The organism is Micromonospora sp. ATLC20, assembly GCF_057196585.1.
Map to the genome: position 1 here is coordinate 1 of NZ_JBXUOV010000087.1, position 23654 is coordinate 23654.

Annotated in this window: 26 protein-coding genes and 2 pseudogenes; 17 read left to right on the forward strand and 11 right to left on the reverse strand. The window is 71.1% G+C overall.

What is annotated here, in order from left to right; all coding sequences use genetic code 11:
- The 3 genes and pseudogenes from AC2CHG_RS18690 to AC2CHG_RS18700 all read left to right on the forward strand — a co-directional run.
- Window positions 1-101: pseudogene (locus AC2CHG_RS18690) on the forward strand (electron transfer flavoprotein subunit alpha/FixB family protein); the annotation flags it as partial.
- Window positions 102-140: 39 nt separating this feature from the next.
- On the forward strand, window positions 141-1196 hold the full coding sequence (locus AC2CHG_RS18695) for an MBL fold metallo-hydrolase (RefSeq protein WP_402813341.1): 1056 nt from the start codon (window positions 141-143) through the stop codon (window positions 1194-1196).
- Window positions 1197-1247: 51 nt separating this feature from the next.
- Window positions 1248-1388: pseudogene (locus AC2CHG_RS18700) on the forward strand (transposase); the annotation flags it as partial.
- 483 nt (window positions 1389-1871) lie between these two features.
- Here AC2CHG_RS18700 and AC2CHG_RS18705 read toward each other — a convergent pair.
- From AC2CHG_RS18705 to AC2CHG_RS18740, 8 genes are all read right to left on the reverse strand, one after another.
- On the reverse strand, window positions 1872-2552 hold the full coding sequence (locus tag AC2CHG_RS18705; protein WP_484525233.1) for a DUF4097 family beta strand repeat-containing protein: 681 nt from the start codon (window positions 2550-2552) through the stop codon (window positions 1872-1874).
- A 20-nt stretch (window positions 2553-2572) separates the two neighbouring features.
- Entirely contained in the window at window positions 2573-2803 is a 231-nt protein-coding gene (locus tag AC2CHG_RS18710; RefSeq protein ID WP_484525234.1) for a hypothetical protein, read from the reverse strand.
- 197 nt (window positions 2804-3000) lie between these two features.
- The gene (locus tag AC2CHG_RS18715; RefSeq protein WP_484525235.1) at window positions 3001-3918 is read right to left on the reverse strand and encodes an alpha/beta hydrolase family protein; all 918 of its coding nucleotides are present in this window, start codon (window positions 3916-3918) and stop codon (window positions 3001-3003) included.
- A 114-nt stretch (window positions 3919-4032) separates the two neighbouring features.
- Entirely contained in the window at window positions 4033-4704 is a 672-nt protein-coding gene (locus AC2CHG_RS18720; protein WP_484525236.1) for a response regulator, read from the reverse strand.
- Window positions 4701-5834 (reverse strand): sensor histidine kinase, encoded by a 1134-nt coding sequence (locus AC2CHG_RS18725; protein ID WP_484525237.1) that lies wholly within the window; start codon window positions 5832-5834, stop codon window positions 4701-4703. Before AC2CHG_RS18725 ends, AC2CHG_RS18720 begins: the two co-directional genes overlap by 4 nt.
- A 470-nt stretch (window positions 5835-6304) precedes the next feature.
- Window positions 6305-6694 carry a hypothetical protein gene (locus tag AC2CHG_RS18730; protein ID WP_484525238.1) on the reverse strand — a complete coding sequence of 130 codons (390 nt, stop codon included), beginning with the start codon at window positions 6692-6694 and terminating at the stop codon, window positions 6305-6307.
- Between the two features lie 8 nt (window positions 6695-6702).
- Window positions 6703-6942, reverse strand: coding sequence for an aldehyde dehydrogenase family protein (locus AC2CHG_RS18735; protein WP_484525239.1), 240 nt, complete (start codon window positions 6940-6942; stop codon window positions 6703-6705).
- Between the two features lie 45 nt (window positions 6943-6987).
- A complete protein-coding gene (locus AC2CHG_RS18740; RefSeq protein ID WP_366623469.1) occupies window positions 6988-7653 on the reverse strand; it encodes a TetR/AcrR family transcriptional regulator in 666 nt (221 codons plus the stop codon).
- A gap of 91 nt (window positions 7654-7744) precedes the next feature.
- Between AC2CHG_RS18740 and AC2CHG_RS18745 the strand changes: the two genes are divergently transcribed.
- The 5 genes from AC2CHG_RS18745 to AC2CHG_RS18765 are packed head-to-tail and all read left to right on the forward strand — an operon-like array spanning window position 7745 to window position 12872.
- On the forward strand, window positions 7745-8893 hold the full coding sequence (locus AC2CHG_RS18745; protein WP_366623467.1) for an acyl-CoA dehydrogenase family protein: 1149 nt from the start codon (window positions 7745-7747) through the stop codon (window positions 8891-8893).
- A 14-nt stretch (window positions 8894-8907) separates the two neighbouring features.
- Window positions 8908-9666, forward strand: coding sequence for an SDR family NAD(P)-dependent oxidoreductase (locus AC2CHG_RS18750; RefSeq protein ID WP_366623465.1), 759 nt, complete (start codon window positions 8908-8910; stop codon window positions 9664-9666).
- A 31-nt stretch (window positions 9667-9697) separates the two neighbouring features.
- Entirely contained in the window at window positions 9698-10870 is a 1173-nt protein-coding gene (locus AC2CHG_RS18755; RefSeq protein WP_366623463.1) for an acyl-CoA dehydrogenase family protein, read from the forward strand.
- The gene (locus tag AC2CHG_RS18760; protein ID WP_194799872.1) at window positions 10867-11331 is read left to right on the forward strand and encodes a MaoC family dehydratase; all 465 of its coding nucleotides are present in this window, start codon (window positions 10867-10869) and stop codon (window positions 11329-11331) included. The genes AC2CHG_RS18755 and AC2CHG_RS18760 overlap by 4 nt, the downstream gene beginning before the upstream one ends.
- On the forward strand, window positions 11328-12872 hold the full coding sequence (locus tag AC2CHG_RS18765) for a long-chain-fatty-acid--CoA ligase (RefSeq protein WP_355511436.1): 1545 nt from the start codon (window positions 11328-11330) through the stop codon (window positions 12870-12872). The genes AC2CHG_RS18760 and AC2CHG_RS18765 overlap by 4 nt, the downstream gene beginning before the upstream one ends.
- Before the next feature lie 307 nt (window positions 12873-13179).
- Here AC2CHG_RS18765 and AC2CHG_RS18770 read toward each other — a convergent pair whose 3' ends face one another.
- Window positions 13180-13557 (reverse strand): GntR family transcriptional regulator, encoded by a 378-nt coding sequence (locus AC2CHG_RS18770; protein WP_357209783.1) that lies wholly within the window; start codon window positions 13555-13557, stop codon window positions 13180-13182.
- A gap of 100 nt (window positions 13558-13657) precedes the next feature.
- On the opposite strand from AC2CHG_RS18770, the gene AC2CHG_RS18775 reads away from it, so the two are divergent.
- Together AC2CHG_RS18775 and AC2CHG_RS18780 are read left to right on the forward strand one after the other, a co-directional pair.
- Window positions 13658-14275 carry a mycothiol-dependent nitroreductase Rv2466c family protein gene (locus AC2CHG_RS18775; RefSeq protein ID WP_484525240.1) on the forward strand — a complete coding sequence of 206 codons (618 nt, stop codon included), beginning with the start codon at window positions 13658-13660 and terminating at the stop codon, window positions 14273-14275.
- Window positions 14276-14310: 35 nt separating this feature from the next.
- A complete protein-coding gene (locus tag AC2CHG_RS18780; RefSeq protein WP_262015097.1) occupies window positions 14311-14610 on the forward strand; it encodes a hypothetical protein in 300 nt (99 codons plus the stop codon).
- 78 nt (window positions 14611-14688) lie between these two features.
- On the opposite strand, the gene AC2CHG_RS18785 is transcribed toward AC2CHG_RS18780, so the two are convergent.
- Window positions 14689-15924: an MFS transporter gene (locus AC2CHG_RS18785; protein WP_262015096.1), complete on the reverse strand. Its 1236-nt coding sequence runs from the start codon at window positions 15922-15924 to the stop codon at window positions 14689-14691.
- An 88-nt stretch (window positions 15925-16012) separates the two neighbouring features.
- On the opposite strand from AC2CHG_RS18785, the gene AC2CHG_RS18790 reads away from it, so the two are divergent.
- On the forward strand, window positions 16013-16633 hold the full coding sequence (locus AC2CHG_RS18790) for a CGNR zinc finger domain-containing protein (RefSeq protein ID WP_262015095.1): 621 nt from the start codon (window positions 16013-16015) through the stop codon (window positions 16631-16633).
- A gap of 33 nt (window positions 16634-16666) precedes the next feature.
- On the opposite strand, the gene AC2CHG_RS18795 is transcribed toward AC2CHG_RS18790, so the two are convergent.
- The gene (locus AC2CHG_RS18795; RefSeq protein WP_484525241.1) at window positions 16667-17455 is read right to left on the reverse strand and encodes an SAM-dependent methyltransferase; all 789 of its coding nucleotides are present in this window, start codon (window positions 17453-17455) and stop codon (window positions 16667-16669) included.
- 278 nt (window positions 17456-17733) lie between these two features.
- On the opposite strand from AC2CHG_RS18795, the gene AC2CHG_RS18800 reads away from it, so the two are divergent.
- The 6 genes from AC2CHG_RS18800 to AC2CHG_RS18825 all read left to right on the forward strand — a co-directional run.
- Window positions 17734-19743 (forward strand): hypothetical protein, encoded by a 2010-nt coding sequence (locus AC2CHG_RS18800; protein WP_484525242.1) that lies wholly within the window; start codon window positions 17734-17736, stop codon window positions 19741-19743.
- A gap of 33 nt (window positions 19744-19776) precedes the next feature.
- Window positions 19777-20172, forward strand: coding sequence for a hypothetical protein (locus AC2CHG_RS18805; protein WP_262015092.1), 396 nt, complete (start codon window positions 19777-19779; stop codon window positions 20170-20172).
- A 422-nt stretch (window positions 20173-20594) separates the two neighbouring features.
- Entirely contained in the window at window positions 20595-20897 is a 303-nt protein-coding gene (locus tag AC2CHG_RS18810; protein WP_091427589.1) for an urease subunit gamma, read from the forward strand.
- Window positions 20894-21304, forward strand: a complete 411-nt coding sequence (locus AC2CHG_RS18815) for an urease subunit beta (RefSeq protein ID WP_484525243.1) — start codon at window positions 20894-20896, stop codon at window positions 21302-21304. The genes AC2CHG_RS18810 and AC2CHG_RS18815 overlap by 4 nt, the downstream gene beginning before the upstream one ends.
- Complete coding sequence (locus tag AC2CHG_RS18820) at window positions 21301-23004, forward strand: urease subunit alpha (RefSeq protein WP_396821370.1); 1704 nt, start codon at window positions 21301-21303, stop codon at window positions 23002-23004. The genes AC2CHG_RS18815 and AC2CHG_RS18820 overlap by 4 nt, the downstream gene beginning before the upstream one ends.
- A partial coding sequence (locus tag AC2CHG_RS18825; RefSeq protein ID WP_484525244.1) for an urease accessory protein UreF occupies window positions 23004-23654 on the forward strand: 651 nt, incomplete at its 3' end. The genes AC2CHG_RS18820 and AC2CHG_RS18825, both read left to right, overlap by 1 nt.

The window sequence follows — 23654 nt, forward strand, 5'->3', positions numbered from 1 at the left end:
ACGCCGAGGCGCCGATCTTCGAGCTGGCCGACTACGGCGTGGTCGGCGACCTGTTCAAGGTCGTCCCGCAGGCCGCCGAGGAGATCCGCAAACGCAAGTGACACAGTCGTGTCGGTCATGCAGTGGACGGAGGACGGCGGATGGTGGCGGCAGCAGCAGAGATGCGGGTCGAGCCCGATGATGTGACGTCGGACTGGACACGTCCGGGCGTGTTCGAGGTGGCCGCCGGGGTGTACCGCATTCCCCTGCCGTTACCGCAGGACGGCCTGCGATCGGTGAACGTGTACGCCCTGGCGGGTGACGACGGCCTCGTGCTGGTCGACTCGGGTTGGGCCATCACGGCGGCCCGACAGACATTGGACGCCGCCCTGGCTGCCCTGGGCGCGGGCCTTGCGGATGTCCGTCGGTTCCTCGTGACGCACGTGCACCGCGACCACTACGCGATGGCGGTGGCCGTACGGCGCGAGTTCGGCACGACAGTGAGCCTCGGCGAGGGCGAGGAACCCTCTATCCGCGAGCTGTCGACTCCGGGCCACCGGCCGATGTCCGAACACTGGCAGGCGCTGATGCGATGCGGTGCGGGCGAGATCGTCGAAGCGCTGCGGGCGCGGGCCGAGTCGGCGCCGCATGACCCGACGGACTGGGCGGCGCCGGACGACTGGTTGGCCGGGGGGACCGACGTCGTCCTGCCGACCAGGACCCTGCGGGTGGTGGCGACCCCTGGACACACCCGTGGGCACGTCGTCTTCGTCGATCGCGACGCGGAGCTGATGTTCACCGGCGACCATGTTCTTCCCCACATCACACCGTCCATCGGCTTCGAGGCGGCGGCCGCGGCGCTGCCACTCGGGGACTACCTGGATTCGTTGCGGTTGGTCCGGTCTCTGCCCGACCAGCGGCTGCTGCCGGCGCACGGCCCGGTCGGCCCGAGTGTCCACGCGCGCGTCGACGAGCTCCTGCACCACCACGCGAAGCGACTCGACCAGGCGTGCGGAGTCGTGCGTGACGCGATGACGGCTTACGAGGCCGCGGGTCGACTGACCTGGACCAGGCGTGAGCGTCGCTTTGCCGACCTGGACCTGTTCAACCAGATGCTCGCCGTCACCGAGACGGCCGCCCACCTCGATCTGCTCGTGGCGCAGGGGCGGCTGAAGGCTGCCGACGTCGATGGAGTGCGCCGCTACGCCCTGGCGTGACCGCCCGGACCATCCATTGAGGCCCGCCGCGGTACGCCGAGCCCTGCCGTCAGGCAGTTGACCAAGACGGTCTTGGAGACCGCGTTGAACGAGGAGATGACCGATCACCTCTGCTATGCCAAACACGAAACCGACGGCGCCGGGTCGGGCATCGTCCGCAACGGCACCGACCCGAGGACACTCCTGACTGAACCGCCCCGAGTTCTGATGTTCCCCGGGCTGGGTGGAGCCGGCTTGGTTGACTCGTCAGGATCGTCGCTCGTTAAGGAGAGACGTGTCCCGGAGATTCCCGCCAGAGTTTCGTCCCAATCGATCAGACGTGGCTGAAACGGGCTCGCGAGCTATACCGCCTGGCGACACCGCATGGTTGCGAACCGACAACGTCCACGACGACCGCGACCGGCTGGTCCGCTGGTGCGTGCGCGCCCATCAGACGCGGTCGATCGCGTCCACGCGGTGCCGCGTCGACGGCCGCGTTTGCTCGTGCGCCGGCCGGGACGCCTCGACCCGCACTGCCTTAGGGCACGCGGCCATGGCGGCTTCGAGCGCGCGGCTGGCCCGGTCATGATCACGCACCCGGGTCCTGCGGGCAGGCAGCGTCAGACCAGGTCCGCTACGTCGGTCTGATCCGGTGAGCGTTCCGTGCCGTTGTGGACCGTCTGCTGCGGGCGGTGTTCACTCGGGTGCGGTGACGAGGATGTCGCCGCCGCCGGAGTGGACACCGATCCTGTGCGCGGAGGCAGCGTCGGTGGGGATCTCGACGGTGGTTGTGCCGCCGGAGCCCTGCGCGTCGATGCTGTAGCGGTCGCGGGGTAGCCGGAGCGTGACGTCACCACCGCTACTGTCCACGCGGACGGACTCGGGCGGCTTGGTGAACGTGAGCTGGATGGCGCCGCCGCCGGTCCGGGCCGTGATGGTGGCCGGGGTGATTCCGCTCGCGTCGACCGCTCCGCCGCCGGACGTCAGGTTCAGCTCGCCGGACAGGCCGGTGACGGAGATGGTGCCGCCGGCACTGTCAAGCGTGGCCTTGAACGTGGCCGGCACCTCGAGGTGGTAGTCGACGCTGCAGCTGCCTCGGTGGCCCTGGCAGCCCGACGTGCACGTGAGATCCGACCCAACGACGTTGTGCTGCGGTACTGGTTTCTCGCCGGTGTACCGGATGGTCTCGGTGACGTGCACGGTGCCGCCGGAGCCGGCCGTGACGGTGATCCGGCCGCCGAGGCTGCTGACGGCGAGGGCGTCAACCTTGTCGGTGAGGTCGTACGCGCGCGTCTCGGTCTGCTGCTGCTCGTCGCAGGCGGCCAGCGGTACGAGCGCCATGGCTAGACAGGCAAGTGCGGTGATGCGGGTGCGCACAAGGTGGCCTTTCCAGAGGGTCAGGGGAGCAGGAGGCCCCAGTACAGGGCCCAGGGGAGGAAGAGGACGCCGGCCACGAGCAGGAAGCCTCGGCGCAGACGGTCGACGGTGGAAGTACGCCATGCGTGGATCGTCACGGCGGTGGTGATGACGGTTAGGAGCGCGACGGCCTGGAGCGCCAGCCAGAACACGGGTCGACCACCCACCATCGGGCCCGGCGAGATGCCCTTCCAGTTCGCGCTGTCGGCCACGGTGACGAAGTATGCGACGAAGCCGATGACCGCAGTGGCGCCCGCGGCGGCGAGGAGCCGGGCGGGACGAGCGGCGGTTACCGCACGGCGGGGCACTCGCCGGACAAGAGCGACGATCGGGTAGGACAGGAAGCCGGTCAGTAGCACGACGAGGGCGATGAGCTGTGCGGGCCAGGACTCCCACCATGCCGAGGGGGTCAGTGCGACGCTGTTCGCCTGCTGCGCCGGGGCTGATCGACGTGCGGCGGCGGAATGGTGCCGGCGCCGACCGCACGGACCCAGTCGCCGACGATCCCCGGGTACGACGGGAACAGTTCGTTGGTGAACATGCCGGTGTCGTCGAGGACTCGCAAGGTGTGTCCTGCGCTGGGGATGAACCGGACGGTCAGCGGTGAGCGGATCGTCTGGCGCAACACAGCGACGCTCTCGGCGGGCGGCACTTGCGTGTCGGCCGTTCCGTACACGGCGAGGACCGGCTGCGTGACGGCGGACAGCGCCGGCCGTGGCTCATAGTCGGCCTCGGCGAACAGTCCTGCGTCGTCCGCGAGCCGGTAGAACTTGTTGGACAGCGTGTCGGTGAGCGCGCCGGAGACCCCGGCACCAGCCAGCTTGTTGCGCATGTTCCAGTTCTGGACGCGCACCGGTGACAGGGCCGGGGCGGAGGCGAGGACGAGGAAGGCGATGTCCTTCGATCGGCTCGCGGCGATGGGCATGACCCAGCCGCCCTCGCTGATCCCCCAGAGCCCGACGGCGTTCGGCTTCACCCCAGGTTGCTTTCGCAGAACGCCGACCGCGGCGACGACGTCGTCGGCGAGCAGCGAGTACACCGGGTTGTCGAGCGGGCGTTTGTCGTACGCGAGAACGGCGATCCCCTGTCGCGCGAAGGCGATCGCCTCCGGGGTGACGCTTGCCCGCTTGCCGGTGCCGGAGCCGTGCACCAGCACCAGTCCGGGCAGCGGACCGGACGCGGCGCGAGGCGCGAAGACCGTACCGGCAAGGGTCTTTCCGCCGGCCGTAGGAATTCCGACGTCGGTCGTGGTCAGGTCGGCCGGGACCGGAGCCGGCGGTGGGGCGGCGGCTGACGGTACGCCGGTCAGTGCGATGGCGACGAGCACCAGGCTCAGGATCCGGACAGTGCGTGCGATCATCGGACGATCATCGAAGAACCGGCGTGCGCAGCCATCGCCGCCGCGAACGGACCTACCTGGGTCGCGCGAGCGGTTCTGGTCTCACTCCACAGAGGGAGGCGGCTCGCCGGCGACGACGAGACCGGACTCGTACGCGGCCACGACCGCCTGTGCCCGGTCCCGCAGGCCGAGCTTGGCGAGCACACTGCTGACATGCGTCTTGACGGTGTGCTCGCTGACCACCAGTCCGGCCGCGATCTCGGCATTGGTCAGTCCCCGGCCGAGGAGCTGCAGCGTCTCGCGCTCCCGCGGGGTGAGCCGGTCCAGGCCGGTCCAGGAGTTGGGCGGCGGCGCCGGCCTGCGGACCGCCGTCTCGATCAGCCGAGTGGTGACCGCTGGGGCGAGCAGCGACTCACCAGCGGCGACGACCCGGACCGCGTGGACCAGTTCGGCGCGGCGGACGTCCTTGAGCAGGAAGCCGCTCGCTCCGGCGCGCAGCGCGTCGTACACGTAGTCGTCCTGCCCGAATGTCGTCAGCATGAGCACCCGTACGGTTGCGCCGCTCAGCCGCTGGGCGGCCTCGATGCCGTCCATCCCCGGCATTTGGATGTCGAGCACCAGGACGTCGGGGGTGTGCTCGTGAACGGCGGCCACCGCCTCGGCGCCGTCAGCGGCCTCGGCGACGACCTCCATGTCGGGCTCGGCGTCGAGGATCGCCGCGAAGGCGCCCCGCACGAGCTCCTGGTCGTCGGCGACCACGATGCGGATGCTCATCGCGCGACCTCCGCCGCCGCGCCGGGCAACCTCGCCTGCACCTGGAAGCCCTTGCCTCCGGGCACCGGGCCGACCGACGCGGACCCACCGCAGGACGCGGCGCGTTCCCGCATGCCGATGAGCCCTTGTCCTCGGCCGTCGGTCTGGGGCCCTCGGCCGTCGTCGGCCACGGTGATGACGAGTTCGCCGTCACGCCAGTCGAGCGTCACCGTCACCGTCTTCGCCCCCGCGTGTTTGAGCACGTTGGTCAGCGCCTCCTGGACGATCCGATACGCCGCGACCTCGGCGTCGGGCGTTACGGTACCGGGCCGTCCGGAGACGATCAGCGTGACCGACGTGGAGCCGACCCGGGAGACCGTGTCGACGAGGCCCGGGATCCCAGCGAGCGTCGGCTGCGGGGTGCGCGCGCTCTCGCCACCGGCGTCAAGGACGCCGAGGATCCGGCGCAACTGGGCCATGGCGTCCCGGCCCGCCGTGGCAATCGCCTCGAACGCTGCCTCTGTACGAGCAGGGCCGTGCTTCATCGCCACCGGCCCTGCCTCCGCCTGCGCGATCGTGATGCTCACCGCGTGGGCCAGGATGTCGTGCATGTTCCGCGCGATCCGGGACCGTTCCCGCTCGGCCTCCAGCTCCCGCTCGCGTTCGAGGTGCCGGGCGCGCTCCTGAAGCGTCCGTACGTACTCCTGTCGGTTCGCCCAAGCACGGCCCATCGCATACGCGGTCGTCCACAGCAGCGCTCCCCGGGCAGCGGTCTCGAACGAGCCGGTGAGAATGAACGCACCCCACGCGATGATCACGACGGCGCTGACCCGTTGCCAGCGGGGCGCTTGCGCGGCGACAGTGAACATGGCGATCAGCGCTCCATACCAGAGGGGCTGGCGCGGCCCGTCCGGGACGAACGTGTACGCGGCGGCGGCAAGCTCGCTCACCATGAGGACGGCGAACGGTGCCCTCCGCCGCCAGATCACCGGCAGCGACACGGCAACACAGATGAAGTACGCGGCGATCGGCCAATCTCGGCCGCCGGACACGAACGGGGCAAGCTGGGCGACCAACGCGACAACCACCAGCCCGGCGTCCACCGCTATCGGCGGCAGCCCGCGCGCCCGCCGTGCCACTCGTTCGTACACGATCCGATTCTGACGTACGGCCAGCGTCGAAACACTCGGCGGTGTATCGAACGTCAGACGTCAGCTGATGCACACGGATGCTTCAAGGCCGCGGTCGCCATCCTGCCGCACGGCAGCACTGGGATCAGCGCTCGGCTCGGCTGAAACGAAGTTTAGAAGGCTGGTCCGAAACATGGGGCTGGCCTTGCTTGCTTCCTGGGGACCACGCCGGTCAAGTGCGCCGTCCGGTAGTGCTCCTTGACCACCGGTCAAGCTTCAACGGCCGGCTGAACGCGACTATCGCCGGGCCCGCAGAACTCTGGCCACCGCCGCCGCTGGCATCGCTCATCCCCACAACATCGGAGCTCTCCAGCTGAACCAGCCGGACCTCGGCCCCCGTCGCTCAGGGGATTCGAGACGTCCTTCAGGTCCTCAAGACGGCCCGAAACGGGCCGCACGCCCCGGCCGCCTGAGGATGAGGCCTGGGGTAGTCAACGCGGGACGGCCACTGTGGTTTGGAAGTCTGCGCCGTCGCGGAGCCGGGCTATGAGGTCCAGCACGGCGGCGGGTCCGCCGTGAGCGCTGGTCCAGCGACTCACCACGCAGGCCGCCTGTAAGTACGGTCGGTCCACGCCGCCCGCGGTCATGGCTCGCCAATCCGAGTCGACGATCGGCGAGGCCTGCTCGTACGGCAGGCGGCACCGGTCCCCCTCAGAGGAGGGCTTCAGATAGCGGGAGTCGTCGGAGGTGAGTACGGCCAGCCCTTCGTCGAACCAATGCGGCACTTTGCCTCGGGCCGACCCGAGGCGCTCGGTCGCCAAGCGCGTCAGCGCCGGGGGACCGGGTGGGGACCACACGTCGTGCGGGATGGTGGACGGCATGCCGTCGACTACACGGCCTGATCTTGGGATGGCGTGCGTGACGTGCGGGAACGCTTGGTGAATCGTTCGGCCCAGCCCGGAAAGGCGGCGCGGGCGGCCGTGACGGCGCGGTCGACGTCGGCCGCCGTGCCGGCCGGCACGCTCGCCAGCACCTCCTCGGTCGCCGGGTTGTGCACCGCGATGCTCTGCGCGCAGGAGGGGGCGACCCACGCTCCGTCGAGAAAGATGTCGGTTCGTGCGAGATCCATCGCGCCCTTCACGACGGTCGAAAACTAGCGCTGCAAGTTTTTACTCTAGTGCCCCCGATCGGCTGGCGGGAGGGGTGGTAGCGGCCCGATGTGCTCCTCGTAGGTGCGGGAGAGCCCATGGATGAGTGCGTCGAGGCCGAGCGCGAAGGCGCCCTCGTCCACCCGTTGCTGATGCTCGGCGAGCCGGTGCGCCTGGGTCAGGTGCGGATACCGCTCCCCGTACAACCCAGGGTCCTCGACGAAGCCACGGGCGAACGATCCGAGCGCGGAGCCCGCCACGAAGTAGCGCATCAGCGCGCCGATGTGCGTCGCGCGCGCGGGCGGCCAGCCGGCAGCGACGAGCCCGCCGTAGACCGCGTCGGCCATCGCCAGCGCCGCCGGCCGCCGGCCCGGCCCGCGGGCCAGGTACGGCACGATGTTCGGGTGCGCGGCCAGTGCCGCCCGATACGAGTGCCCCCACCGGCGCAGCGCCTCGCGCCAGTCGAGGCGCCCGAAGAAGGAGACGTCCACCTGGGCGGCGACGCTGTCGGCCACCGCGTCGAGAATCTCGTCCTTGGTGGCGAAGTGGTTGTAGAGCGAGGGCCCGCGTACGCCGAGTTCGGCAGCGAGCCGGCGGGTGGAGAACGCCTCCAGCCCGTCCGCGTCGATCAGCGCGGCGGCGGCATCGACGATCCGTTGCCGGCTGAGCAGCGCCTGCCTCGGCCGGGGCATCCGCGCCTCCCTCGCTCCCTCGTCGGTCCGCGGCAACTCTGCCACAGCCGGGTCTGGACGTACTTAAACTTGCAGCGCTAGTTTATGCCGCATGGACCTTCAGCTCTCCGCGGAGCAGGCGGCGGTTCGTCAGCTCGCCGCCGAGTTCGTCGACCGTGAGGTGGTTCCGCACGCCGCGGCCTGGGACCGGCGCGAGTCGGTCGACCCGGAGATCGTGGACAAGCTCGGCCGGCTGGGCTTCCTCGGGCTGACCATCCCCGAGGAAGACGGCGGGTCCGGCGGCGACCACCTCTCCTACTGCCTGGTGCTGGAGGAGCTCGGCCGGGGCGACTCCGCCGTCCGGGGCATCGTCTCGGTGTCGCTCGGGCTGGTCGCCAAGGCCATCGCCGCGCACGGGTCCGCCGCGCAGCGGGCCGAGTGGCTGCCCCGGCTCTGCGCCGGCAGCGCGCTCGGCTGCTTCGCCCTGACCGAACCGGACAGCGGCTCGGACGCGGCCGCGCTGACCACCCGGGCGAGCCGCGACGGCGGCGACTGGCTGATCACCGGCGCGAAGACGTTCATCACCAACGGCACCGTGGCCGACGTGGTCCTGCTCTTCGCCCGCACCGGCGGACCCGGACACCGGGGCATCAGCGCGTTCCTGGTGCCCACCGACGTCGCCGGGCTCACCCGGAGGGAGATCCACGGCAAGCTCGGGCTGCGCGGGCAGGCAACCGGTGAGCTGCGCTTCGACGCCGTCCGGGTGCCCGACTCGGCGCGTCTCGGCCCGGCCGGCGGCGGGTTCCGGCTGGCCCTGGCCACCCTGGCCAAGGGCCGGATGTCGGTGGCCGCCGGCTGCGTCGGCATCGCCCAGGGCTGCCTCGACGCGGCGGTCGGCTACGCCGGGCAGCGCACCCAGTTCGGCAAGCCGATCGCCGGGCACCAGCTGGTGCAGCAGTTGCTCGCCGCCATCGCCGTGGACACCGCCGCCGCCCGGCTGCTGGTGTGGCGGGTGGCCGACCTCGTGGACCGGGGCGAGGCGTTCGCCACCGAGGCCTCGATGGCCAAGCTCTTCGCCAGCGAGGCAGCGGTCCGGGCGGCCAACAACGCCGTTCAGGTCTTCGGCGGGTACGGCTACATCGACGAGTACCCGGTCGGCAAGTACCTGCGCGACGCTCGGGTCGCCACCCTCTACGAGGGCACCAGCCAGATCCAGCAGCTGCTCATCGGGCGCGCGCTCACCGGCGTCAACGCCTTCTAGCAAAGGGGAGAACCGTGACCAGATTCGCCGACCGGGTGGCCGTCGTCACCGGCGCCGGGCAGGGCATCGGCGCGGCGACCGCGCACCGGCTGGCCGCCGAGGGCGCCGCCGTCGCCGTGGTCGACCTCGACGAGGACCGCAGCCGGGCGGTCGCCGACGAGATCACCGCGGCCGGCGGCCGGGCCGTCGGCATCGGCTGCGACGTGACCGACCCCGCGGCGGTGGCCGCGATGACCGACCGGGTGGTGCAGGCGTACGGCGGGTTGCACGTGCTGGTGAACAACGCCGGCATCACCCGCGACGACCTGCTGTTCAAGATGCCCCTGCCACACTGGGAGGCGGTGCTGACCACCAACCTGACCAGCATGTTCCTCTGCTGCCAGGCCGCCCAACAGCACATGGTCGCGGCCCGCTACGGCCGGATAGTCAACCTCAGCAGCCGCTCCGCCCTCGGCAACCGGGGCCAGGTCAACTACGCGGCGGCCAAGGCGGGGGTGCAGGGCCTGACGGCCACCCTCGCCATCGAACTCGGCCCGTACAACGTCACGGTCAACGCCGTCGCCCCGGGCTACGTGGCCACCGCGATGACCGCCGCCACCGCGCAGCGGGTCGGCAGCAGCCCGGAGGAGCATCAGCGGACGGTCGCCGAGCACACCCCGCTGCGCCGGGTCGCCCAGCCGACCGAGATCGCTTCGGTGATCGCCTTCCTGGCCAGCGACGACGCGTCGTACGTCAGCGGACAGACCCTGTACGTCAACGGCGGCGCGCGCTAGGCGCGCCGGCGGACCAGCACCCGGAGGGGACATGGACTTCGCGCTTTCCGACACCGAGCGGGCGATTCGCGACACCGCCCGCGACTTCATCACCAGGGAGGTCATGCCGCTGGAGCAGGAGCTGCTGCGGCGGGAACGGGCGCACCGGCCCGGACTGGAGCACAGCGAGCTGCGCGAGTTGCAGCTCAAGGCGCGCAAGTTCGGGTTCTGGGGGCTGGCCACCCCGGAGGAGTACGGCGGCATGGACCTGCCGGCCGTCACCCAGTCCCTGATCTGGACCGAACTCGGCCGCTCGTTCGTGCCGTTCCGGTTCGGCGGCGAGGCGGACAACATCCTGTTCCACGCCAATGACGAGCAGAAGCGCGAGTACCTGGTCCCGACCATCGAGGGGGAGCGGCGCAGCTGCTTCGCGATCACCGAGCCCGGCGCCGGCTCCGACGCGGCCAACATCAAGCTCAGCGCCCGCCGCGACGGCGACGACTGGGTCCTCGACGGCGAGAAGACCTTCATCACCGGCGGTCACGACGCCGACTTCGCCATCGTGATCGCGGTGACCGACCGGGAGAAGGGGGCCCGCCGCGGCGGCGCCACCGCGTTCCTGGTGGACCGGTCGATGGGCTGGCGCTCGGAGTTCATCCAGACGATGGGCGAAGGTGGCCCCGCCTCGCTGGTCTTCGACGACGTCCGGGTGCCCGGCCGCAACATCCTCGGCGAGCCCGGGCAGGGCTTCAGCCTCGGCATGGAGTGGATCGGCAAGGGCCGCTACATCATCCCGTCGCACGCCGTCGGCATCGCCGAGCGGGCGTTGTCGATGGCCATCGACTACGCCAACACCCGGGAGACCTTCGGCGCGAAGATCGGCACCAACCAGGCCATCCAGTGGATGATCGCCGACTCGGAGACCGAGCTGGAGGCGGCCCGCTGGCTCATCCTGCGCGCCGCCTGGACCGTCGAGCAGGGCATGGACCCGCGGCACGCCTCCTCGATGGCGAAGCTTTACGGCGCGGGCATGGTCAATCGGGTGGTCGACCGCGTCCTGCAGATCCACGGCGGCATGGGCTACACCCGCGAGCTGCCGATCGAGCGCTGGTACCGGCAGGTCCGGCTCTACCGGATCTTCGAGGGCACCGACGAGATGCAGCGGCTGATCATCTCCCGCGACCTGCTGCGCGGCTACACGAAGCTGGGAGGGCACCTGGCATGAGGGTCTTCGCGTCCATCGAGGAGTTGGCCGAGGCGACCGGCGAGACCCTGGGCCCCGGCCCCTGGTTCCGGATCGACCAGCAACGGGTCGACCGGTTCGCCGACGCCACCGACGACCGCCAGTGGATCCACATCGACCCGCGACGGGCCGCGGCCGGCCCGTTCGGCGGCACCATCGCGCACGGCTACCTCACGTTGTCCCTGCTGCCGGCGCTGGCCGGTGGTCTTTACCGGGTCGAGGGGGTGGCCATGGGGGTCAACTACGGCCTCAACCGGGTGCGCTTCCCGGCCCCGCTCCGGGTCGGCAGCGCGGTCCGCGCCACCGCGACCCTGGCGGAGGTGTCACCCGTGGACGGCGGCGTGCAGGTGGTCACCGCGGTCACCGTGGAGAGCGACGCCGGCGGCAAGCCGGTCTGCGTCGCCGAGACGGTCAGCCGCCTGGTGCGGGGCGTGGCCCGATGACCGCGCTGTCGCTGGCCATGGTGCTGGCCGAGTCCGCCCGCCGGCATGCCGACACCGTCGCCGTGGTCGACGGCGACACCAGGGTGACGTACGCCGAGCTGTGGCTGGAGGCGCGCAGCTACGCCGCCGGGCTGCGCGAGCGGGGGGTCGGCCCCGGCGACAAGGTGGCCCTGCTGGCCCCGAACGTGGTGGACTTCCCCCGGGTCTACTACGGGGCCCTCGCCGCCGGCGCGGTGCTCGTCCCGGTGCACCTGCTGCTGACCGTGGACGAAGCGGCGCACGTGCTGACCGACAGCGGCACGAAGCTGCTGGTGTGCCACAGCTCCCAGCTCGCCCTGGGCGCCGCCGCCGCGGCGGCGGCCGGCGTGCCGCTGGTGACCGTCGGGCCGGCGGCCGCCGGCGCGGTCGCGCCCCGCCTGGAGGAGCTGAGCCACCCGCTGCCACCGCTGCCGTCGTACGTCACCCGGTCGGCGGAGGACCCGGCGGTGGTGCTCTACACCAGCGGCACCACCGGGGTGCCCAAGGGCGCCGTGCTCACCCACCTCAACCTGGTCATGAACGCCACCGTGAACGTCTTCGACGCCAACGACGCGCGCAGGACGGACGTAGTGCTCGGCTGCCTGCCGCTGTTCCACAGCTTCGGCCAGACGGTGGCGATGAACGGCACCTTCCGGATCGGCGCGACGCTGGTGCTGCTGAGCCGGTTCACCGGGCCGGCCGCCATCGACCTGATGCTGCGTGAGGGGGTGGACGTCTTCCACGGCGTGCCCACCATGTACGTGGCGCTGCTCGATGCCGCCCGGGACCGGGACGACCTGCCCCGGCTGCGGCTCTGCGTCTCCGGCGGGGCGTCGCTGCCGGTGGCCGTGCTGGAACGGTTCCACGCCGCCTTCCAGACGACGGTCTTCGAAGGGTATGGGCTCTCCGAGACCTCACCCACCGCCACCACCAACCAGCCGCACTTCGGCACCCGCGCCGGGACCATCGGGCACCCGGTGTGGGGCGTGGAGGTGGAGATCGCCCGCGCGGAGGTGGACGAGCGGATCGAGCTGCTGCCGACCGGAGAGCTCGGCGAGATCGTCATCCGGGGGCACAACGTCTTCGCCGGTTACCTGGGGCGGCCCGAGGCGACCGCGGAGGCGGTGGTGGACGGCTGGTTCCGTAGCGGTGACCTGGGACGCAAGGACGCCGACGGGTTCATCACCATCATCGACCGGAAGAAGGACATGATCATCCGGGGTGGCTTCAACGTCTACCCACGCGAGGTGGAGGAGGTCCTTGCCGGGCACCCGGCGGTCGGCCAGGTGGCGGTGATCGGGGTGCCCGACCCGCGTCACGGCGAGGAGGTCTGCGCGGTGGTGGTGGCGGACCCGGCCGGCCCGGGCCTGCCCGACGAGCAGGAGATGATCGACTGGTCGCGGGAGCATCTGGGCCGGCACAAGTACCCGCGGCAGGTCCGGTATGTCGACGACCTGCCGCTCGGGCCGAGCCACAAGGTGCTCAAGCGGGAACTGCGTCGCCGGATGGCCCCGCCCGACTGACCACCGCCCGCCGTCCGCTGCCACCCGGCCAGGCCGCGGCCCTCGTCGCGCTCGCCGCGCATCGAGGGCCGCTTCCTCCGGCTGTCGCGCCGGCGAGCGTCGCCCGTCGTCGTGCTCGGCGGGCGGTCCCGGCGGTGGCGTCGAATACTGAGCCGATGGCCAACCCCGACCTCGATCCGAGGTGTGCCCGCCGAGCGGCCCGCGTGTGGACGTGTCGGACGGCCCCGGCGCACTTCTCCCGGACACCCCCCGGGTGACGATCGTGCTGACCGAGGACGGGCTGCCGCAAGTCCGGTCGGTACACGATCTATAAAGCTGACGGGGAGCCACAGCCAGGGGGTGGGGGCCGGCCCGCCCGGCACCAGCCGGCCCACATGGCCTCGGTGTGCAGCAGCGCCCGGGGGCGTACCCCGGCGGCCGGTGCCGGTCGGGCCGCACGGGCGGCCGGCTCGTCGGTCACGAAGGTCGCCGCGCCGGCCCGGGCGACCGCCAGGCCCTCGGCGGTCAGTCGCGCGTAGGCGACGAGGACCGTGTTCCGGGCGACGTCGAGCCGGCGGGCCAGCTCGCGGGTGGGTGGCAGCCGTTCGCCGGGACGCAGCCGGCCGTCCAGGATCGCGTCCAGCAGCTGCCGGTAGATCCCCGACGCACGGTCGCCGGGGCCGGCGAGGCCGACGTGGATGTCCACGGCGGTGCCCCAACATTGGCCCAATCAGAACGGTCAGAATCGGTGCTTCCTCGCACCAATTCCCGGGCCTTGAATGACTGTGGGAAAGGAGGACCCTCCGATGACCGTCGTTGACATATGGTTCGATCCGAAGTGCCCGTGGGCCTGGAACACCTCCCGGTGGCTGCTGGAGGTCGAGCGGGTCCGGGACGTGGAGGTGCGCTTCCACGTGATGAGTCTGTGGCTGCTCAACCAGGGCCGCGACGGGCTGGAGCCGTGGTACGAACGGTGGCTGTCGAACACCCTCGGCCCGGTCCGGGTGCTGACCGCCGTCGAGCAGAAGTACGGCATACCGGTGCTGCGGGAGCTGTACACCGCGTTCGGCAACCGCATCCACCATGAGAAGACGCCGATCGGGCCCGACCTGTACCGCGACGCGCTGGTCGAGCTGGACCTCGACCCCGCCTTCGCCGAGGCCGCCGAGTCCACCGACCACGACGACGCGCTCCGGTCGAGCCACCACAACGGGCTCGACCCGGTGGGGGAGGACCTCGGCACCCCGGCGATCCACGTGCCCGGGCCGGACGGCACGGTCAACGCGTTCTTCGGCCCGGTGGTGAGCCCGGTGCCGCGCGGCGAGGAGGCCGGCCGGCTGTGGGACGGGGTACTGCTGGTCTCCGGCACGCCCGGCTTCTTCGAGCTCAAACGCGGACGTACCGGCGGACCGCGGGTCGACTGATCGCACGACCGACGTACCACGAGACGAGGAGCGTTGTGCTGCTCGATCGCGGTGATCTCTGTCGTGAGCTGCTGGTATCGGGTGGCGAGGGACTTGGGCGCCAGCTTGCTGGCTGCCTCGATCCCGGCAAGCTGACCGGGGCGGCACCACGTCGCGGCGTCAACGAGCTGCGCCAGCGACAGGTGCGCAGCCGGTCGCGCTGGGCCTGCGGGCGGTGCGCCCGGCTACCCGAGGTGGTGCCGACGGACACGGCGCGGCCTTCGCAGCGGCGGCTGGACGTGCTGCGGGACCGTCCGTACGCCCTGATCATGATGCTGAACGCGTCATGCATCTGAACATGCCGTTGCTCAGCCCCGACGGCTCCGGCGTCGACCGCCGTGGCCCGCCCCGGCGGCGGCGCCGGTAGCCCTGGCCTAGACGCGGGTGGGCCGGCTGGCCGAGGAACTGGATGTACCCCCACCGGCGCTTGCGTGACGAGAGTCCGCACCGAGGCTGAGGCGGAGCGTGGGCCGGATGGTTCGTTCGCCGAGAGCCAGCACCAGGGCGGCTACGCCGAGCAGGGCGCCGATCAGCACCGTGGCGCGCACACCGTGGCTGGGCAGGGTCAGGCCGCCGACGAACGCGCCGGCGGTGATGCCGACGTTGACCGCGGCGGAGACCGTGGCGGCGGCGAGGTCGGAGCGCCCGGGGGCCACCTGCAGGACGAGGCCGCCGAGCGTCGCGGTGAACGCGGCGAACGCCAGTCCGGCCAGTGCGATCAGGGCGACGGACACCGACGGCCGTTGGCCGAACGTGTACAGGCCGAGCAGTGCTGCCGATTGCAGTGCGACGGTCGTGCGGAGAGCGAGCCACGGGCTGCGGTCCAGCAGCGCGCCGACGGCGAGAATGCCGAGCACGCTGGCGATGCCACGCACGAACAGGATGGCCCCGACTGATGCCGCAGGGAATCCGCTGACCTCGGTGACGAAGAGGGCGACGTAGGTGTAGGCGGCAATGGCGCCGGCGGTCGCCAGGACGGCAATCGCCACCAGCAGCCAGAAGCGTCGGGCGTCGGGCGTCGCACCTCGGGCGGCGTGTCCGTCTTCCGGCCGCGTCGAGGGCAGCAGCGTGGCCACCACGACGAGCACCACCGCGCCGAGCCCGGCCACCGCCAGGAACGAGGTGCGCCACCCGGCGCGGTCGCCCAGCCAGGTGCCTGCGGGTACGCCCAGGGCCAACGCGACGGTGCCGCCGGCGAACACGACCGCGACGACCCGCCCGCGTAGTGCGGGCCGGAACAGCTCAGCCGCAGCCGGCACCACCACGGCCCAGAACAGCGCATGGGTCGTTGCGGTGACCATCCTGGCGAACAGGAGCAGCGCGAAGGTGCTCGTCAGTGCCGTGACGGCGGTGCTGAGGACGAAGCCGGCCAGGAGCGCCGACAGCAGCCGGCGGCGAGGGACCCTGCGGACCAGCGCCGTCAACGGGACCGAGGCGACCATCACCACTGCGCCGTACGCGGTGACGAGCATTCCCACCTGCGGCGGCGAGACGGCCAGGTCCACCGCCATCGGGAGCAGCAGCCCGATCGGCAGCGCCTCGGCGGTGGTGTAGAGGAACGTCCCACCGGACAGGCCGATCAGCGCCCCCAGTGCCCGTCCGCGTCTCATCAGACCCCCTGTTTCCAGTAAAACCGCTTATGGTGGCAACACGCTAGCGGTGCCCGTCGATGCGGGTCAACTGGTAAAGTGAGTTTCGATGGAAACACTCGAGGGTGTGACGCGGGTGCGCCTGGTGGGCGGCAATCTCGCGCTGGATTTCGTCAACACCCGTACCGGTCCGCCCGTCGGATCTCCGGACGGCGACGTGCTGACCGGCTACCCCGAACTGGTTGCCTGGAGCGTGTACGCGGGTGCGCTCAGCGAGCCGGAGGCGGAGGCGTTGCGCCGGCTGTCACACGATGATCCGGCCGGCTCTCAGACCGCCTTCGCCCGATCGCTGCGGATCCGCGACGATCTCGACGACGTGTTCCGGGCAGTCGCTGCCGATCGCAGCCCGGACAGGTCCGTCCTGGCCCGTCTGCGAGACGACGAAGCGGACGCGCTCGGCCACGCACGACTCGATCAAGGGCGTACGTTCGGATGGACCTGGCGGGACGACCTGACCCTTGCCCGGCCGCTGCGGCCGGTGGTGCACGCGGCGGTCCAACTCCTCACCACGGGCGCACTGGACCGGATCAAGGGATGCGGCGGCTGTCGCTTTCTCTTCCACGACGAGAGCAAGAACCGCAGTCGCCGGTGGTGCAGCATGGACGACTGCGGAACGTCCGAGAAGATGCGCCGCTACGTCGCGGCGCGACGCACCCGCACGACGAGCTGAGGCTGGCCTGTCACGATCCGGCGGTTCGGCTGGTCAGTCGAGCCGGCCCACCCCGCAGTAGGTGGAGAAGCGGCGGGGGTCCTCGTCCGGGTCGACCGGCCAGTCGGGCCGCCACTCGGGCAGCTGCACCAGCCCTGGCGGAATGAGGGTGTAGCCGGTGAAGAGCCGTTCGATCTCGGACCGGCTGCGCAGGGTCATCCGGGCGGTGTTGGCGTACCCCTGGTTGTAGGTGTCGCGTAGCGCCAGCGCGTCGGAACGTTCGTCGGAGGAGGCGTGTGACAGGGCGAGATAGCTGCCCGGTGCGAGCCGGTCGCGGTAGCGGGCGATGATCGGCGCCGGGTCGGTGGCGAGCTGATGCAGCACGCCGACCAGCAGTACCGCGACCGGCCGGTCGAGGTCGAGCACGTCGTGCAGTGTCGGGTCGTCGAGGACGGCGTCGGGCCGGGTGAGGTCGGCGTGCAGCACCACGGCCCGGGGGTCGTCGGCCAGGAGGCGTCGGCTGTGGTTGTACGCCACGGGGTCGATGTCGACGTACGCGACGACGGTGTCCGGGGCGGCCTGGCCGGCGACCTCGTGCACGTTGCCGACCGTGGGGATGCCGGAGCCGAGGTCGAGGAACTGCCGGATGCCCGCGTCGACCAGCGCGCGGACCGCGCGGCGCAGGAACGCGCGGTTGGCCCGCATGATGTGCCCGATGTCGGGCATGGCCTGCTCCATGCGGGCCGCCAGCGCGCGGTCCGCGGCGAAGTTGTGCGACCCGCCGAGGAAGTAGTCGTAGACCCGCGCAGGGCTGGGCGTGTCGAGAGCCGGGGTGAGGTCCATGACACAAGTGTCCGTCGATGGGCCCGTTCCGCGCTGCCCGGCTGGGCGCATCGCCCTCGGCCTGCGCGACGGACCGCCGTGCCCGCACCTCACCGCCACCATTCCCGAGCCCGGAGAACCGCGCCTGCCACGCGGCCCTGGCCGGGCAGCGCCCGCGCTTCACCACAGACACCCGACGACGTTCGGCAGGGCCTCCACGACCTGCGGAGAGCCGGGAACGCGGTTTTCCGATGGGCGTTCGCTCCGTAGGATCTCCCGCGATCAAGGGGGATGAAACGGTGAGCGGTTTCCAGCATTTCGTGGCGGACGTGAATTCACGTCTGTCCACCATGTCCAGGGATGAGTTGTACACCGTCGGCGACGGCCTCGACCGGGACTCCCTCTGGCTCGCCTATCTCGAATCCTTCCCCGCCGGCACCAACCTGCGGTTCCGTGAGCGATCCGAGTACGACTGCTCGACCTGCCGCGGTTTCATCAAGCACTTCGGCAACGTCGTCGAGATACACGACGGGCGGGTCCGTACCGTCTGGTCCGGGGTGTCGGCATCCGACCCGGTCTTCTCCGTCGTCGCCGCCGCGCTGGACGAGTTCGTTCTTTCGCTGCCGTTGTCCACCATCTTCCGGTCCAGTCAGGCGCAGTACGGCACGAAGACCACCCGGACGCTGCGCGACGGTCAGGTCGAGGTGTGGCACCACCTGCACGGCCGGGTGGAGAAGCGGCATCGCATCGACGACGTCGGCGCGGCACAGGGCAACTTCGACGCCGCGGTGCAGGTCTTCCAGCGTGGCCTGGCCGAGCTGACCCGGAACGCTCTGGACACCGTCGTCGACCTGATCGACGACAACGCCCTCTACCGCGGCGCGGAGCATCGTCCGGCGGTGACCGAGTTCCGGTCGCTGCGGAACCGGTGGACGGAGGCGACCGACGGACGGGCCTTCGTCTTCGCCAACGCCATGAACCCGGCGGCACGCCTCCGCAACACGGTGATCGGCACCCTCGTCCAGGATCTCTCCGCGGGCGTCGACCTGGAGCAGGCGGTCCGGTCGTTCGAGACGAAGGTGGCACCGCAGAACTACCAGCGCCCCACCGCGTTGATCACCCCGGCCATGGTCAAGGCTGCCATGAAGACCATTGACGAGCTGGGCATCGAGGAGTCGTTGCAGCGACGGTTCGCCCGGCTGTCCGACGTGTCGGTCACCAACGTGCTGTGGGTCGACAACGACACACAGCCGCTGATGAAGGACGGCATCGAAGGGCTTCTCATGCAGGCCGCCACCACGAAGTCGGCAGGTGCGCGCCTTCGCGACGCGAAGCCGGAGGAGGTTCCCGTGGTCTCCTTCATGAAGGACATCCTGCCCGGCGCCACCACCATCGACCTGTGGGTCGCCAACAGCTACGAGCCGCACTTCGTCAGCCTCACGACCGGCCGGCACCCGGCTGCTCCGCGATTGTTCAAGTGGGACAACGATTTCGGCTGGTCGTACGGCGGCAACGTCACCGACTCGATCCGGGAGAAGGTCAAGCGGGCCGGCGGCAACGTCACCGGCAAGCTGCGGGTGAGCCTGTCCTGGTTCAACCACGACGACCTCGACCTGCACGTGTTCGAACCCAACGGCGACCACATCTGGTACCAGGAGAAGCGCAACAAGCTGGACGTCGACATGAATGCCAGTGGGCCCCTCTCCCGCGAGCCGGTGGAGAACGTCACCTGGGCCGACCGTGTCCCCGACGGCGAGTACCGGATCGAGGTGAACCAGTACCGCAAGCGGGACAGCACCCAGGTCGGCTTCGTGATCGAGACCGAGAGCAACGGAAAGATCGAGCATTACCGCCACGAGCGCGCGGTAGGCCACAAGGAGACCGTCGAGGTGGGCCGGATGACGGTTACCGACGGTGTGATCACCGCTTTCCGTCCGGGTAAGGACGTGCAGGCGGGCAACGCGGGCAAGGAGCTGTGGGGCATCACCACCGAACAGTTCGTGCCGGTGTCCACCATCATGTACTCGCCGAACTACTTCGACGACAACGAGGTCGGCAACCGGCACTACTTCTTCATCCTGAAGGGGTGCGTGAACGACCAGCCGACGCGGGGAATCTACAACGAGTTCCTCCGCGGCGACCTGCAACCGCACCGCAAGGTGTTCGAGGTTCTCGGCGACCGCACCAAGTGCGAGCCGTCTCCGGATCAGCTTTCCGGCCTCGGCTTCAGCTCCACGGTCCGCAACTCCGTGGTCGCCAAGGTGGCCATGACCGGCGGCCGGCGCCGCCTCATCAGCATCCAGTTCTGATTCCCCACCCCGACATCGGGGAGAGAGGCCACCGTGACCATTTTTGAGAAGGCCACGCGGGAGAAGTTCCGCTATCCGTCGGCCAAGGGACTGCTGACCACGGAACAGTTGTGGGAGCTTCCGCTGACCGCCAAGTCCGGTTTCAGCCTCGATGACGTGGCCAAGGCGGTCAACGCCGAACTCAAGGCCGTCGACACCGAGTCGTTCGTGGCCACCGAGGCCAATCCGGCCAAGGCGACCCTGGAAACCAAGCTGGAGGTCGTCAAGCACGTCATCGCCGTCCGCCTCGCGGAGGACCAGGCGGCGAAGGCGGCGGCGGCCAGGAAGCTGGAGAAGGAGAAGCTGCTGGCGGTCCTGGGCCGCAAGCAGGACGCGGTCCTGGAGAACCTGACCGAGGCAGAGCTGCTGGCACGAATCAACAACCTGTAGCCCGCCTGCGGTCGGCCTCCGCCAGCCGGCCCGCACATCGGCCGGACGCCCCGTCATCGGCATGGGCGTGCACGGGATCGGGGACACGACCCACAGGCGCACGGTGCGCGCTGAGATCGGCTTCAGCGCGCACCGTCTGCGTTTTCGCCGGCAGGGCTCGATCCCTCATGCCGAGCACACTGTTGCCCCCGCCGGTGGCGATCCTCTACGGTCGGCTCAAGCGGTGGGCGGTGCGGTCCGCATCCGACCGACACCGCCGGGTGCCCGTCGCGCGGGCCGGGATGGTGGAGTCCCGGACCACCCCGTCGGCGGTGTCGCGGCGGTCGTGTGACTCCAGCTCGTACTCCGGGTGGTGCTGCCCGGCGCGGCTCCGCGCGGAGCCGACGGCGAGCGGGCCACGCCGATCCCCACCGGAGAATCCCGTGTTCCTCAGCCCGCACGAGCAGGACCGCCTGCTCGTCCACGTCGCGGCCGACGTCGCTCGCCGCCGCCGCGAACGCGGCCTGCGCCTCAACTATCCCGAAGCCGTCGCGATCATCGTCGCCTTCCTGCTCGAAGGGGCCCGCGACGGAAGGTCGGTGGTCGACCTCATGTCCGCCGGCCGGACGGTGCTCGGCCGCGAGGACGTCCAGGACGGCATCCCCGAGCTGCTGAGGGAGGTGCAGGTGGAGGCGACGTTCCCGGACGGTACCAAGCTCGTGACGGTGCACCACCCGATCCCGTGATCCCCGGGGAGATCCTGCCGGCGGCCGGCCCGGTCGAGATCAACGTGGGCCGGCCGGTGACCACAGTGGTCGTCGTAAACACCGCGGACCGTCCGGTGCAGGTCGGTTCGCACTACCACTTCGCCGAGGCCAACCCGGCGCTGGCGTTCGACCGGACCGTCGCCTGGGGCCGGCGTCTCGCCGTTCCGGCGGGCACCTCGGTCCGGTTCGAGCCGGGCGTGAGCCGCACCGTCGAGCTGGTCCCGCTCGGCGGCGCACGCGTCGTGCCCGGTCTGCGCGGCGAGTGCGCCGGACCGCTGGACGAAGCACCACCGCCAGCGCCGGAAAGAGACGCGCCGGGACCAGGCGCGCCGACGGACGGGGCGCCGGCGAGCGGGGCGCCGACGACCGGCGGGCCGGCGCGGTGAGCGCCGTGCGGCGGGACCGCTACATCGATTTGTACGGGCCGACCACCGGCGACCGCATCCGGCTGGCCGACACGAGCCTGCTGATCGAGGTGGAGACCGACCACTGCGTGGGCGGCGACGAGGCGGTCTTCGGCGGCGGGAAGGTGATCCGCGAGTCGATGGGCCAGTCGCGGGCGACCCGCGCCGAGGGCGCCCTCGACACCGTCGTCACCGGCGCGGTGGTGCTCGACCACTGGGGCGTGGTCAAGGCCGACGTGGGTCTGCGCGACGGGCGGATCGTGGCGCTGGGCCGGGCCGGTAACCCGGACACCATGCCCGGCGTGCACCCCGAGCTGGTCATCGGCCCGGCCACCGAGGTCATCGCCGGCAACGGCCGGATCCTTACGGCCGGCGCCGTCGACACCCACGTGCACTTCATCTGCCCGGAGATCGTCACCGAGGCGCTGGCAAGTGGCATCACCACACTCGTCGGCGGCGGCACCGGCCCCGCCGAGGGCACCCGGGCCACCACCGTCACCCCGAACGCCTGGCACCTGGCCCGCATGCACGAGGCGCTGGACACGCTGCCGGTCAACGTGCTGCTGCTCGGCAAGGGCAACACCGTCTCGCCGGAGGCGCTGTGGGAGCAGTTGCGCGCCGGCGCGGGCGGTTTCAAGCTGCACGAGGACTGGGGCACCACACCGGCGGCGATCGACGCCTGCCTGCGGGTGGCGGACGCCTCCGGGGTGCAGGTGTCCATCCACACCGACACCCTCAACGAGGCCGGTTTCGTGGCCGACACGCTGCGGGCCATCGCCGGCCGGGCCATCCACTCGTACCACACCGAGGGTGCGGGAGGCGGGCACGCGCCGGACATCATCACGGTGGCCGGCGAGCCCAACGTGCTGCCGTCGTCGACCAACCCGACCCGGCCGTACACCGCCAACACCCTCGCCGAGCACCTGGACATGCTGATGGTCTGCCACCATCTCAACCCGTCGGTGCCGGAGGACCTGGCCTTCGCCGAGAGCCGCATCCGGCCGTCCACCATGGCCGCCGAGGACCTGCTGCACGACCTCGGCGCGATCTCCATCATCGGCTCCGACGCGCAGGCGATGGGCCGGGTGGGCGAGGTGATCCTGCGAACCTGGCAGAGCGCGCACGTCATGAAGGAGCGGGTCGGCGCGCTACCAGGCGACGGCGCGGCCGACAACCACCGGGCCCGCCGGTACGTGGCGAAGTACACCATCTGTGCGGCGATGGCGAACGGGCTGGACCGGGAGATCGGCTCGGTCGAGCCGGGCAAGCTGGCCGACCTGGTGCTGTGGGATCCGGCGTTCTTCGGCGTACGACCGCACCTGGTGCTCAAGGGCGGCATGATCGCGTACGCCCAGATGGGTGACGCCAACGCGTCCATTCCGACGCCGCAGCCGATGCTGCCGCGGCCGATGTTCGGGGCGTACGGCGCCGCGGCGTCTGCGACCAGCCTGGCGTTCGTCGCGCCGGCCGCCCTCGACGCCGGGCTGCGCCTGGACGTACGGCGACGGGTGGTGCCCGTCGCGGACGTGCGCTCGCGGGGCAAGGCCGACCTGCCGGAGAACGACGCGATGCCCCGGATCGAGGTGGACCCGGACACCTTCACGGTGCGGATCGACGGTCAGGTGGTGGAGCCGGACCCGGTGCCGCGCCTGCCGATGGCCCAGCGGTACTTCCTGTTCTGATGGCGACGTCGAGCCTGCTCCTGCTGCTGGCCGACGGTCGCTTCCCGGCCGGCGCGCACGCCCACTCGGGCGGCCTGGAGGCGGCCGTCGCCGCCGGCCGGGTCACCGACCTGGCCACGTTGGAGGCGTTCCTGGCCGGTCGGCTGGCGACCGCCGGGCTGGTCGGTGCGGCGTTCGCGGCGGCGGCGCACCGGGCGGTGACGTCGGCCGGTTCCGCCGTACGCGGTTCCACGCTGGCGTTGCTCGACGCGGAGCTGGACGCCCGGACGGCGGCGCCGGCGCTGCGTACGGTGTCCCGCCGCCAGGGGCGGGCTCTGCTGCGTGCGGGCCGGGCCATCTGGCCGGAGGTGTCCTTCGACGACCTGCCCGCCACACCTGGCGGAGCGCACCAGCCGCTTGTGCTCGGGCTGCTCTGCGCCGCCGCCGGCCTGAGCCGCGCCGAGACCGCCGCGGTCGCCGTCCACGGGACGGTGACCGGTGCGGCCAGTGCGGCCGTACGCCTGCTCGGCCTCGACCCGTACCGGGTCCAGGCCCTGCTTGTGGGTCTCGCCGGCCGGTGCGACGGCACGGCCGCCGCGGGGGGCCGCGCCGCCCGCGCCGCCCCCGACGGCGAGCGCGCGCCGGCCGCCCCCCGCGCCGACATCCATTCC

Excerpts from the sequence above, each read along its gene's own strand:
- AC2CHG_RS18695 (WP_402813341.1), top strand. The coding sequence starts at position 141 with ATGGTGGCGGCAGCAGCAGAGATGCGGGTCGAGCCCGATGATGTGACG.
- AC2CHG_RS18720 (WP_484525236.1), bottom strand. The coding sequence starts at position 4,704 with ATGAGCATCCGCATCGTGGTCGCCGACGACCAGGAGCTCGTGCGGGGC.
- AC2CHG_RS18730 (WP_484525238.1), bottom strand. The coding sequence starts at position 6,694 with ATGCCGTCCACCATCCCGCACGACGTGTGGTCCCCACCCGGTCCCCCG.
- AC2CHG_RS18735 (WP_484525239.1), bottom strand. The coding sequence starts at position 6,942 with ATGGATCTCGCACGAACCGACATCTTTCTCGACGGAGCGTGGGTCGCC.
- AC2CHG_RS18740 (WP_366623469.1), bottom strand. The coding sequence starts at position 7,653 with ATGCCCCGGCCGAGGCAGGCGCTGCTCAGCCGGCAACGGATCGTCGAT.
- AC2CHG_RS18745 (WP_366623467.1), top strand. The coding sequence starts at position 7,745 with ATGGACCTTCAGCTCTCCGCGGAGCAGGCGGCGGTTCGTCAGCTCGCC.
- AC2CHG_RS18755 (WP_366623463.1), top strand. The coding sequence starts at position 9,698 with ATGGACTTCGCGCTTTCCGACACCGAGCGGGCGATTCGCGACACCGCC.
- AC2CHG_RS18760 (WP_194799872.1), top strand. The coding sequence starts at position 10,867 with ATGAGGGTCTTCGCGTCCATCGAGGAGTTGGCCGAGGCGACCGGCGAG.
- AC2CHG_RS18765 (WP_355511436.1), top strand. The coding sequence starts at position 11,328 with ATGACCGCGCTGTCGCTGGCCATGGTGCTGGCCGAGTCCGCCCGCCGG.
- AC2CHG_RS18775 (WP_484525240.1), top strand. The coding sequence starts at position 13,658 with ATGACCGTCGTTGACATATGGTTCGATCCGAAGTGCCCGTGGGCCTGG.
- AC2CHG_RS18785 (WP_262015096.1), bottom strand. The coding sequence starts at position 15,924 with ATGAGACGCGGACGGGCACTGGGGGCGCTGATCGGCCTGTCCGGTGGG.
- AC2CHG_RS18790 (WP_262015095.1), top strand. The coding sequence starts at position 16,013 with ATGGAAACACTCGAGGGTGTGACGCGGGTGCGCCTGGTGGGCGGCAAT.
- AC2CHG_RS18795 (WP_484525241.1), bottom strand. The coding sequence starts at position 17,455 with ATGGACCTCACCCCGGCTCTCGACACGCCCAGCCCTGCGCGGGTCTAC.